This window comes from Nocardioides pelophilus, assembly GCF_014180685.1.
Taxonomy (GTDB): Bacteria; Actinomycetota; Actinomycetes; order Propionibacteriales; family Nocardioidaceae; genus Nocardioides; species Nocardioides pelophilus.
On record NZ_JACEHF010000133.1, the window covers coordinates 1 to 11218 of the forward strand.

The following is an 11218-nucleotide window of genomic DNA, read 5'->3' on the forward strand; positions in this document are numbered from 1 at the left end:
CCTGCCCGTGTTCCCGAGCTATCGCCTCCAGGACCAGTACGACGCCATGCGGCTCGCCGGCGAGCTCGCCGGCATCCCGGTCCCGCCCGTGGGTCTGATCGAGCCGAGCGGCGACGTGCTCGGGACGCCGTTCTTCCTGATGGACCGGCTCGACGGGGCGGTGCCGCCCGACGTGATGCCGTACACCTTCGGGGACAACTGGCTCTTCGACGCCGCGCCCGAGCAGCAGGCCGCGCTCCAGCGCAACACGATCGAGGTGCTCGCGAAGCTGCACGGCATCCCGGACGCCGGCGAGCGGTTCGCGTTCCTCGACCCGGCGGTCACCGGGCACGAGGGACCGACGCTGGTGGCGCGCAACCTCGCCAAGACTCGCGCCTGGTACGAGTACGCGCTGTCCGCCGACGGCGGCGGGCCGCGCTCGCCGCTGATCGAGCGCGGACTGGCCTGGCTCGAGGCGAACCTGCCCCCGGAGGGCGATCCGGTGCTGGTGTGGGGCGACTCCCGCATCGGCAACGTCATGTACCAGGACTTCGCCCCCGTCGCGGTGCTCGACTGGGAGATGGCGACGCTCGGTCCGCGTGAGCTGGACCTGGCCTGGCTGGTGTTCGCCCACGCCGTGTTCCAGGAGATCTCGAGCATGCTCGAGCTGCCCGGGATGCCGGACTTCCTGACCGCCGACGACGTGGTGGCGACGTACCAGGAGCTCACCGGCGTGGAGGTCGGCGACCTCGCCTGGTTCCAGGTGCTGGCGGCCGTCATGTGGGGCATCGTGTTCCTGCGCACCAGCGCCCGGCAGATCCACTTCGGCGAGATCGAGCGTCCCGAGGACCCCGAGTCCGTCATGCACCACCGGCCGCTGTTCGAGCGGCTCCTCGAGGAGGTCGGCGCATGAACCCGCACGGCCTCCACGGCGAGTACGTCGGGCTCGGCCCGCTCGACGAGTACCCGATCCACCAGCTGCCCCGCCCCCTCGCCTGGGCGGGCAGCAGCGACCGCAACTTCTACGACCGCTGCTACCTCAACGCGCACGACCGCACCGGCGACCTGTTCCTCATCACGGGCCTCGGCTTCTACCCGAACCTCGGCACCAAGGACGCGTTCGTGCTCCTGCGCCGCGGCGACGAGCAGACGGCCGTCCACCTCGGCGACGCCGCCGACCCCCGCGGTGCCGACCGGATGGAGCAACGGGTCGGCAACTACCGGATCGAGGTCGTCGAGCCGCTGCGCAGGCTGCGGGTGGTGCTCGAGGAGACCGAGGGGATCGCCCTCGACCTGACGTGGGAGGGGTCCTTCGATGTCGTCCAGGAGCTGCCGCACGTCATGCGGCAGGGCTCGAACACCATCCTCGACGCCCAGCGCTTCGCGCAGGTCGGCACCTGGGAGGGCACGATCGCGGTCGACGGCGAGGACATCGCCGTCACGCCCGACCGGTGGGTCGGCTCCCGGGACCGGTCGTGGGGCATCCGTCCGGTCGGCGAGGCGGCGCCGGCCGGCAAGCCCGCGGACCCGGCGTTCGAGGGCATGTGGTGGCTCTACGTGCCGATGCGGTTCGACGACTTCTGCGTCGTGATCATCATCCAGGAGACGCCCGACGGCTTCCGCACCCTCAACGACTGCACGCGGGTCTGGAAGGACGGCCGGGTCGAGCAGCTCGGCTGGCCGCGGGTGGAGATCCGCTACGCGTCGGGCACCCGGGTGCCCACCGGAGCGACCATCGTCTGCCAGACCCCCGACGGCAAGGACCTGGTGCTCGAGGTGACCTCGAAGCTCCCGGTGCCCATCCACGTCGGCGGCGGCTACGGCGGCGACTCCGACTGGACCCACGGCGCCTGGAAGGGCGCGGGGTTCACCGAGCGGCTCACCTACGACCTCAACGACCCGGCCGTCGCCGGCCGGGTCATGTTCGGCGTGATCGACCACGTCGGGCACGCGATCGCCCACGGATCCGGGGCCGACGGCGCGGAGGGCTGGGGGCTCTTCGAGCACGGCGCGCTCGGCCGCCACGACCCCTCGGGGTTCCAGGACTGGTTCGACCTGGCCCCCTAGCAAGCGCGCTGCCGCGTGGCCCGCGGCGGAGCGTAGCGAACGAAGTGAGCGGAGCCGCGGGCCACGCGGCGCGCACCCCCAACCAGGAGATGACCCCATGACCAACCTCGACCGCGACTCACTCTTCATCGGCGGCGTCTGGACCAAGCCGGCCACCGACGCCGTGCTGGAGGTCGTCTCGCCGCACTCCGAGGAGGTGATCGCGCGGGTGCCGGAGGGCAGCGCGGCGGACATCGACGCGGCGGTGGCGGCGGCCCGGAAGGCCTTCGACGAGGGTCCGTGGCCGCGCCTGAGCCCCCAGGAGCGGATCGACGTCGGACAGAACCTGTCCGGGTTGTACGCCGCCAAGCTCGGCGAGATGGCCGAGGTGATCAGCCTCGAGATGGGCTCGCCGATCTCGTTCAGCAACCTCGCCCAGTCGCCGGCGCCGTGGATGCAGATCGAGGCGTTCCTCGCGATCGCCCGCGAGTTCCCGTGGGAGTCGACCCGGCCGGGTGCGCTAGGGGCGGACGTGATGGTCCGGCACGAGCCGCTCGGCGTGGTGGCCGCGATCCCGCCGTGGAACGTCCCGCAGTTCACCGTGCTCTCGAAGCTGATCCCGGCACTGCTGGCCGGCTGCACGGTCGTCGTGAAGCCGGCGCCGGAGAGCCCGTTGGACTGCTACCTGCTCGCCGAGATGCTGCAGGAGGCCGGCGTCCCGGAGGGTGTCGTCAGCATCGTGGCCGGCGGCCGCGAGGTGGGGGAGCACCTGGTGTCCCACCCCGGCGTCGACAAGGTCGCGTTCACCGGGTCCACCGCCGCCGGGCGCCGGATCGGCGCGATCTGCGGCGAGCAGCTCAAGCGCTGCTCGCTCGAGCTCGGCGGCAAGTCCGCGGCGATCGTGCTCGACGACGCCGACCTCACGACGACCCTCGAGGGCCTGAAGTTCATGGGGGTCATGAACTCCGGCCAGGCCTGTGTCGCGCAGACCCGGGTGCTCGTCAGCCGCGACCGCCACGACGCGTTCGCCGCGTCGCTGGCCGAGGCGATCGCCGGCATGAAGGTCGGCGACCCGATGGACCCGGCCACCGAGATCGGTCCGATGGTCGCGAAGCGCCAGCAGGAGCGCGTCGAGAAGTACATCGCGCTCGGCCAGGAGGAGGGCGCGCAGCTGCTGACCGGCGGCCCGGGCATGCCCGACGGCCTGACCCGCGGCTGGTACGTCCGGCCCACCGTCTTCGCCGGTGTCGACAACCGGATGCGGATCGCCCAGGAGGAGATCTTCGGGCCGGTCCTGTCGGTGATCCCGTACGACGATGTCTCCGACGCGGTGCGGATCGCGAACGACTCGGAGTACGGCCTGGCCGGGACGGTGTGGACGAGCGACCACGAGGCGGGCGCCGACGTAGCCCGCCAGGTGCGCACGGGCACCATCGGCATCAACACCTACACGATGGACTTCGCCGCGCCGTTCGGCGGCTACAAGGCCTCGGGGGTCGGCCGGGAGTTCGGTCCGGAGGGGCTCGCGCAGTACACCGAGCTCAAGTCGGTCTACCTGGCGTCGCCGCCGATGTAGGGGTCAGCCGCGAGCGATCGGAGCCGACCAGGGTCCGAGCCGGTAGCCCGACCTGCCGGAGACGTCGAGGTAGGGGTAGTCGTCGCTGGTCGGCCACCACCGGGTCGCCGACTTGAACGCGACCCGGTCGGGGTTGCTCAGGCACCGCCGCGGCACGTCGACGATGAAGACCTCGTCCGCGAAGTCGATGCGCCCGTCGATCGCGCACGATCCCGGGCCGGACCACTCGACAGAGGGCGGGCTGTCGAAGGGCTTGAACCACGTCGCCTTGCGCCGCAGGCCCTCGTCGGTCCGCATCCTGATGTCGACCTGCCAGTAGCCGCCGTCCCCTCGCTCGAGCCGCGCCATCTTGATGCGCACGCTGACCCGGTCGTGCCAGTGCCGGTAGGCAGTGCGCCGGATGTCCGGGTTGCCCCAGTCCGGGTTGCCCGGGTAGGGGTCATCGCCGGAGCTGCGGGTGTCGTGCCAGTAGTCGGCGCGACCGTCCGGGACCACCAGGTCCTCCGCGGCCGCACTCGGCGCAACAAGGACGGCGAGGACGGTGGCGAGTGTCGCGGTGAGCAGGGCAAGGCGGATTCTGGCCATGCCCGAGCCTCGCACGCCCCCTGCCGAGTGTGGGCCCGGATCGCCGAAACTGATGCTGTCGACGTCCCCCTGCCCGCCGGTGGTCGAGGAGGTCGCGCAGCGCCGCCTCACCGTTGGTCGAGGAGGTCGCGCAGCGACCGTCACGAGACCCCTGCCCGCCGGTGGTCGAGGAGGTCGCGCAGCGACCGTCACGAGACCCCTGCCCGCAACCTCCGCGCCGTCGTCGGTTGCGGTGGGAAAGACGGACGACGTGGTGGCGCGCCGTCGTTGGTCACGGCGCGGTCCCCCGGGCCCTGCCCCGGTCGCCGGAGGCCTGAGGTGCTCGCTGTGGTCGCGGTAGCGGGGGAGGTGTTCGGGTGGTTGAGGAAGTACGCCGGCTCGCCGCCGTTGCCCACTGGTGGTCGAGGAGGTCGCGCAGCGACCGTCACGAGACCCCCGGTCCCCGGTGGTCGAGGAGGTCGCGCAGCGACCGTCACGAGACCCCGCTCGCTACCGCCGCTCGCCGCTGGTTGAGGTGCGAGCGAAGCGAGCCCTGCCGCTGGTTGAGGTGCGAGCGAAGCGAGCCCTGCCGCTGGTTGAGGTGCGAGCGAAGCGAGCCTTGCCGCTGGTTGAGGTGCGAGCGAAGCGAGCCTCGAAACCAAGGCAACCCACCTGTGAGAACCACCAACGAATGTTCCATTCCGAATCGAACAGGTGTACGATAGAAGCATCTCGGAAAGGAACACCGTGGTCGCCCAACTCCACCCCCAACCCCACCCGATCCTGGGTGCGGTCACGGACGCCCGGAGCTCGTTGACCGACGTGCGCGACGTGCAACCGGTGTACATGACCCCGGCCGACAAGACCGCTGCTTTGGTGGAGCTGGGCCGGGCGGCCGCGGCTATCGAGGAGCTCCGGCTACGCGTCCTCGCGACCGCCGGCGACGTCGCCGACGCGGCCGGTGCCCGCGACGTCGGGTCCTGGGCCGCCCACCTCACCCACGCCGACCCCACTACCGCCCGCGCGGACGCCCGGTTGGCTGAGGCCCTCGACCGGCGCTGGACCCGGGTCGCGGCCGGCATGGCCGACGGGTGCGTTGCGCTTCCGCAGGCCCGGGTGATCGTGACCGCGCTCGAGGCCCTGCCCGACGACCTCGACCCCACCCTGCTCGCCAAGGCCGAGACCCAGCTGGTGGCCTACTGCGCCGACTTCAGCCCCACCGAGCTACGCCGCCTCGGCCGTCACATCCTCCACGTCGTCGCCCCCGACATCGCCGAAGCCCACCAAGCCAAGCTCCTCGAGGCCGAGGAGGAACGCGCCAGGGAGAAGACCAGCCTGCGCTCCCGCCTGATCGGCGACGGACTGGCGCGCACCACGATCGTGCACCCCGAGCTCGACCGCACCCGCCTCCTGACCTACCTCGAAGCCTTCACCAGCCCCCGCAAACACGACGACGCGACCCTCGGTGAGGAAGACCGGATCCCCTATCACCGCCGCCTCGGCCAAGCCTTCGGCGCCTTGCTCGAGCACCTCGACCCCGCCAAGCTCCCCGACCACGGCGGCGACGCGACCACCCTGATGGTCACCATCGACCTCGACTCCCTGCGCACCAACCTCGCCACCGGCGGGCTCATCGACGGCCACCTCACCGCAGGCGACAACATGTCGGCCACCGCGATCCGCCGCCTGGCCTGCACCGCCAAGATCATCCCCGTCGTCCTCGGCGGCAAAGGCGAGATCCTCGACCTCGGCCGCACCCGCCGCCTCTACTCACCCGGCCAACGCAAAGCCCTACGCCTCCGCGACCAGCAATGCCGCGCCGAAGGCTGCACCGTCCCCGCCACCTGGTGCGAAGCCCACCACCTCAAACCCTGGACCCAAGGTGGCCGCACCGACCTCAACGACGGCGTACTCCTCTGCAACCACCACCACCACCGCGCCCACGACCGGAGGTACGAAGCCGACCGCCTTGCCAACGGCGACCTCCGCTTCCACCGACGCCCCTAGGCAGCGGCACCAACCGCAGCGCCCCGGATCGCGGAGCGGAGGTCAGGGAGACGCGCCTTGCCGTCACCGAAAACGGCGGTCCTCGCCGTCCCTAACCTGACTAATGGTGAGGACCCCGCGGTATCGCCGCTGCCGGTAGTCCACCCAGGCCAAGAAGCCGACGAGTACGACGATTCCCAGCACTATCCAAGCCCAGGTCATCTCAGTCTTCCCCCTCAATGGCTGTAGAAATCGTAAACCCGCCGCCGCTGTGTGTCCCGACGATTCAGGCTGCAGCAGTGCCAAGTTCTCGCCGCGGCGGACAGCAGACCCCAAGCGTCCGCAATTGCCGCTCGAAGTGCGTCGTTCTCGGGCCGACGGGTACTGGAGAGATGCGTGCCCGTCGAGTCTTGCCTTCGGGTGAGACACGCTCACACCCGTGGGTGCGAGCGCGGCGGGCACGCCCACGTCACCTCGTCACCCAGTCGCCTCCGGCGCTCTCGGCCGCGGTGCAACCTGGCTGCAAGGCTGTCGGAGCAGGCTCCCGGCTGTCACGATGGACCAGCCCGAGGAGCCCGCCATGTCGAAGCCCAGCCCGCAGCAGCCCACCGCCGTCGACCGCTTCCTGGAAGCCGTCTGCACCGCCACGATCGACAGCTGCGATGCCTGGGCGGCCGGCGTCAGTCTTGATGCGACCGTGCCCAACTGGCGGTTCCGCCGCACCGGCGCCGACGCGATCCGCGAGACCTATCGCACCTGGTTCGCCGACCCGGGGCGGATCGAGCGGCTGCGGCGCGAGCCGATCTCGACCGGCGAGGTGGTGGAGTACGACCTGACCTGGACCGAGGACGGCGTGCCGCACGCGGCGCACCACCTCCACCTGCTCGACGTGGTGGACGACCGGATCGTCGCCGACATGGTGCTCTGCGGGGGACGGTGGCCGGCGTCGCTGCTGGCCGAGATGGAGGCCGCGGATGCTTGAGGTCCGGACGGTGCTCGACTCGGTCGAGGCGCTGGTGGCTGGTGCGGTCGACCGGCGGCCGCTCGACGGGCCCGGGAAGTCCGGCGCGCAGCTGGAGCGGGTGACGATCGACAGCGAGTCGTTCGTCCTCAAGCATCTCGACCACGACGCCGACTGGACCCTGCGCGTCGCGCAGATCCCGGGCAGCGCGACGGTCGCGCTGTGGCGCGCGGGGGTCCTCGACGAGCTGCCCGACTGCTTCAACCAGCCGATCGTCGCGGTGGCGCAGGACGCGCAGCGGCCCACCCTGTCGGCGATCCTGATGCGCGACGTCGGGGCGTGGCTGGTGCCGCCGACCGACGACCCCGTGCCCCTCGCCCAGCACGAGCGGTTCCTCGACCACATGGCTGCTCTGCACGCAGCCTTCTGGGGACGGCGGATCGCCGTCGTTGCGCCCGCGGACCGCTACCTCGAGCTGTCGCCGCGGATGGCGGCTGCGGAGGCGGCGCTCGGCTCGGACCACCTGGTGCCGCGGCTGGTGGCGCAGGGGTGGCCGCTGCTCGAGGAGGTGGCGCCGACGCTGGCCGGCGTCGTCGTACCCCTGGTGCACGAGCCGGGACCGCTGGTCGACGCGCTCGACACCACCCCGGCCACGTTCGTGCACGGCAACTGGAAGCTCGATAACCTCGGCACCGACGACCTCGGCCGCACCGTTCTCCTCGACTGGGAGCTGCCCGGCGTCGGCGCGGCCGCGAGCGACCTGGCGTGGTACCTCGCGATCAACTGCCGCCGCCTGCCCACGTCCAAGGAGCAGGCGATCGCGACCTACCGCGCGGCGCTCGAGCGCCACGGCGTCGCGACCGAGCCGTGGTGGGACCGGCAGCTCGGGTTGTGCCTGGTGGGGGCGATGGTGCAGTTCGGCTGGGAGAAGGCGCTCGGGGGGTATGACGACGAGCTGGCCTGGTGGGAGGAGCAGGTGGTGCGCGCGGCACCGCTGCTCGAACCGGCATGACCGGCCCCGACTTGGGTTCCGACATCGGCGCGTCGTACGACGCCGCATCCGACGCGTGGCGGGTCGGGCCGGCGCGCATGTACGCGCGGCTCGCGGACGCGATGGCCGGCCTCGCGCCGGTGGACCTCGCGGACGCGACGGCGCTGGACGCGGGCGCCGGCACCGGCGTCGCCGGCGACGCCCTGCGCCGCCGAGGCGCGCGCTCGGTGGTCGCCGTCGACCTGGCCCACGGGATGCTGGCGGGCTCGCGGTCGCCGGCCGCGGTCGGCGACCTGACCCGGCTGCCGTTCCGGGACGGCTCGTTCGACCTGGCCGCTGCCGCGTTCTCGATCAACCACTTCGAGGACCCGACGCCCGTCCTCGTCGAGCTCCGTCGCGTCGCCGGAGCGCTCCTCGCGTCGGTGTTCGCACCCGGGTGGACCCACCCGGCCAAGGACGCAGTGGAGGCGGTGATGGTCAGCCACGGGTTCGTGCCGCCGGACTGGTACGTCACCTTCAAGGCCGGAGGCGGCGACGGCGAGCCCGGCCCCGCCGAGCTCGTCGCCTACGCCGAGGCAGCCGGCTTCAGCTCGGCCGAGGCGACCACCATCGAGGTAGACACCGGGCTGCGCGAGCCCCGCGACCTGGTCTCCTGGCGGCTCGGCATGGCCCACACCGCGCCGTACGCCGCCACCCTGCCGCCCGCCGAGCTGGACCTGGCCCGCCGCGAGGCCGAGGAAGCCGTGGCGGGGATGCCGCCGCTCGTCGTACGGATGGTGGTGCTGGGCGCCCGCCGCTAACGCGCGCCGACGGCCCGCCACTCCGTGAGCCTCCGGTCGGCCTCGGCGCGCAGCGTGTCGGCGTGGTCGCCACTGCGCCGGGCGAGGTCGGCAGCCAGGGCCTCGGACCGTTCGGTCCAGCGCGGGTCACCGAGGTCGGCACCGGTGCGGCCGGCCCACCACCACGCCTCGATCCCGACTGCACGCTCGAGATCGGCCAGGTCCTGCCAGGACCCCTCGGCGTCCGGAGCCTCGCCGAGCGCGGCCCGCGCGCGGTGGGCGACGAGCCGGGCGCAAGTCTCGTAGCGCGGCACTCCGCTGGCGGCCGCGGCATCCCGGAGCCGTTCCGCCGTCCGCAACGCCTCCTCGGGCGCGCCCCGCAGCAGCTGCACCTGGGCGTCGAGGAGGTCCAGCTTCATCGCCAGTCGCCAGCCGAACACCAGGTCGCCGGCCAGTGCAGGCCGCGCCCGGTCGAGGAGTACGGCGGCCGCGTCCGGGTCCTCCGCCCGGATCCGCTCCTCGGCCAGGTCCTCGAGCGCGGCGACGAGCATCTCGGGAAACCCGACGTCCTCGGCGACGGCCAGCGCCTCCTGGTGGGCGTCGATCCCGGCGCTCGTGGCGCCGAGGCTGCGCAGCACCCAGCCGCCGAAGTTGACGCCGCGGCCGGCGAACCGCGGCACGTCGCGGCGCGCCACCTCCGCGGTGTAGTCGGCGAAGCACGTCAGCGCCTCGGACGCCCGGCCGGCGACCGCGAGCGCGTGGCCGGTGAAGAGGGTCGCGTGCAGCATGGCCGCGGTGTGGTCGGCGCCGACGCCGGGCCGGGTGACCGGGCGCAGCAGCTCGATCGCCCGGTCCGGCCGGCTGCGGTGCGCGTGCAGCACGCCGAGCCAGGCCGCCGCCTCGAGCCGCTCCTCGCCGGTGGCCGACCCCATCGCCTGGGAGAGCCGGTCGCGGGCGCTGTCGAGGTCGCCCCGCGCGTGCAGCACCCGACCGGAGGCGACCAGGCAGCGGGTCGTCGTGGTCTCGTCGGCGGCGGCGAGCGCGCCGTCCTCGGCGTACCTGATGGCGTCGTCGAACCGACGGTCGAAGTACGCCGCCCACGCGCCGACCTCCCAGCGCAGGTCGCCTGCCTGGGTCGCGGCGATCACGTCGTCCTCGGCGCCGCGGTAGCGCCCGCGCCGGATCCGGACCTGCGCGCGGGCGACGAGGGTGTCGTGGTCGGGGACCATCGCCAGGGACTCGTCGAGGAGGTCCTCCGCGGTGGCGTGGTCGAAGCGCTCGGCAGCGCGGGCCGCCGCGACCCGGAGCCAGGTCGCCGCCAGCGCCCGGTCGCCACCGAGCCGGGCGTGGTCGGCGACCACGGCGGGGTCGGCGTCGGGCCGGCCGGCCAGCACCCGCCCGGCCTCGCGGTGCAGGGGCGCCCTGCNGGCCGGCCGGCCAGCACCCGCCCGGCCTCGCGGTGCAGGAGCGCCCTGCGGCCCGGCGTGGTCCCGGTGACCAGCGCCTCGCGGGCCAGCTCGTGGCGGAACCGGTGTCGCCCGGCGTCCTCGACGAGGAGGCCCTGCTGCTCGGCGAGCTCGACGTCGGCCAGCACGTGCAGCGCCCGCCGGTTCAGGACCGCCGCCAACAGCTCCACGTCGAGGTCGCCGATGACCGCGGCGGCGCGGACCAGGTCGCCCGCGGTCCCCAGCTGGTCGCACCGGCTCGACACCGCGGCGACCAGCGACGGCGGAAGCTCGCCGGCCGGCACCGCTGCCAGCTCGGAGAGGAAGAGCGGGTGGCCGCCCGACCGGTCGTAGAGGTCGTCGGCCCGGTCGGGGCCGACCAGCTCGGCCACCTGGGCCCGGTCGAGCGGACCCAGTCCGATCTCGTCGGTGGCGGGGAGGTCAGGCCCCTCCGCGGGGCGGACGCCCACCGCCACGAGGATCGGGATCGGCCGCCGGAGCACGTAGGCGAGCCAGTCGGCGAACGCCTGACCGGCCAGGTGGGCGTCGTCGATGACGAGGATCGCACCGCTCGGACCGGCGATCCGCGCGAGCACGGCGGTGACCGCGGCGAACAGGGTGGCGGGCCCGAGCGCGGGGTCCACGCCGCGCTGCTCCCCGGCGGCTCCGGCCGACAGCCCGAGAAGGGGGGCGAGGGTGCCCGCCTCCGGCCCGAGCAGGGCAGCGACGTCCGGCGACCCGCGCAGGTGGTCGGCGACGGCGGTCAGCACCACGTCGAGAGGCGCCGTCCGGTCGAGCGGGCGGCAGGTCCCCGACAGGACCAGGTCGCCGCCCGCGCGCCGCGCGCGGGTCCAGGCGTCGAGCAGGGTCGTCTTGCCGATGCCGGCCTCG

The 11218-nt window shown here is 73.1% G+C and carries 9 protein-coding genes and 1 pseudogene; 7 read left to right on the plus strand and 3 right to left on the minus strand.

What is annotated here, in order from left to right:
- The 3 genes from H0488_RS17670 to H0488_RS17680 all read left to right on the plus strand — a co-directional run.
- On the plus strand, window positions 1-892 hold an 892-nt coding region (locus H0488_RS17670), incomplete at its 5' end, for a phosphotransferase family protein (protein ID WP_183100561.1).
- Window positions 889-2046, plus strand: coding sequence for an Rv3169 family protein (locus H0488_RS17675; protein ID WP_183100562.1), 1158 nt, complete (start codon window positions 889-891; stop codon window positions 2044-2046). The genes H0488_RS17670 and H0488_RS17675, both read left to right, overlap by 4 nt.
- 97 nt (window positions 2047-2143) lie before the next feature.
- Window positions 2144-3601: an aldehyde dehydrogenase gene (locus H0488_RS17680; RefSeq protein WP_183100563.1), complete on the plus strand. Its 1458-nt coding sequence runs from the start codon at window positions 2144-2146 to the stop codon at window positions 3599-3601.
- A gap of 3 nt (window positions 3602-3604) precedes the next feature.
- On the opposite strand, the gene H0488_RS17685 is transcribed toward H0488_RS17680, so the two are convergent.
- Entirely contained in the window at window positions 3605-4186 is a 582-nt protein-coding gene (locus H0488_RS17685) for a hypothetical protein (protein WP_183100564.1), read from the minus strand.
- 693 nt (window positions 4187-4879) lie between these two features.
- On the opposite strand from H0488_RS17685, the gene H0488_RS17690 reads away from it, so the two are divergent.
- The 4 genes from H0488_RS17690 (at window position 4880) to H0488_RS17705 (ending at window position 8903) form a co-directional block, all read left to right on the plus strand.
- Window positions 4880-6172: an HNH endonuclease signature motif containing protein gene (locus H0488_RS17690; protein WP_312856408.1), complete on the plus strand. Its 1293-nt coding sequence runs from the start codon at window positions 4880-4882 to the stop codon at window positions 6170-6172.
- A 559-nt stretch (window positions 6173-6731) separates the two neighbouring features.
- Window positions 6732-7133, plus strand: coding sequence for a nuclear transport factor 2-like protein (locus H0488_RS17695; protein WP_183100565.1), 402 nt, complete (start codon window positions 6732-6734; stop codon window positions 7131-7133).
- Entirely contained in the window at window positions 7126-8124 is a 999-nt protein-coding gene (locus H0488_RS17700) for a phosphotransferase (RefSeq protein ID WP_183100566.1), read from the plus strand. The genes H0488_RS17695 and H0488_RS17700 overlap by 8 nt, the downstream gene beginning before the upstream one ends.
- Window positions 8121-8903, plus strand: a complete 783-nt coding sequence (locus H0488_RS17705; protein ID WP_183100567.1) for a class I SAM-dependent methyltransferase — start codon at window positions 8121-8123, stop codon at window positions 8901-8903. The genes H0488_RS17700 and H0488_RS17705 overlap by 4 nt, the downstream gene beginning before the upstream one ends.
- Here H0488_RS17705 and H0488_RS25380 read toward each other — a convergent pair.
- Together H0488_RS25380 and H0488_RS25385 are read right to left on the minus strand one after the other, a co-directional pair.
- A complete protein-coding gene (locus tag H0488_RS25380; protein WP_446685627.1) occupies window positions 8900-10276 on the minus strand; it encodes a hypothetical protein in 1377 nt (458 codons plus the stop codon). The two genes, H0488_RS17705 and H0488_RS25380, sit on opposite strands and share 4 nt — an antisense overlap.
- A 602-nt stretch (window positions 10277-10878) precedes the next feature.
- A pseudogene (locus H0488_RS25385) lies at window positions 10879-11208 on the minus strand (hypothetical protein); the annotation flags it as partial.
- Between the last annotated feature and the right edge of the window lie 10 nt (window positions 11209-11218).

What these genes read in the sequence shown, in the direction of transcription:
- H0488_RS17675 (WP_183100562.1), top strand. Translation starts at nt 889, where the DNA reads ATGAACCCGCACGGCCTCCACGGCGAGTACGTCGGGCTCGGCCCGCTC.
- H0488_RS17680 (WP_183100563.1), top strand. Translation starts at nt 2,144, where the DNA reads ATGACCAACCTCGACCGCGACTCACTCTTCATCGGCGGCGTCTGGACC.
- H0488_RS17685 (WP_183100564.1), bottom strand. Translation starts at nt 4,186, where the DNA reads ATGGCCAGAATCCGCCTTGCCCTGCTCACCGCGACACTCGCCACCGTC.
- H0488_RS17695 (WP_183100565.1), top strand. Translation starts at nt 6,732, where the DNA reads ATGTCGAAGCCCAGCCCGCAGCAGCCCACCGCCGTCGACCGCTTCCTG.
- H0488_RS17700 (WP_183100566.1), top strand. Translation starts at nt 7,126, where the DNA reads ATGCTTGAGGTCCGGACGGTGCTCGACTCGGTCGAGGCGCTGGTGGCT.
- H0488_RS17705 (WP_183100567.1), top strand. Translation starts at nt 8,121, where the DNA reads ATGACCGGCCCCGACTTGGGTTCCGACATCGGCGCGTCGTACGACGCC.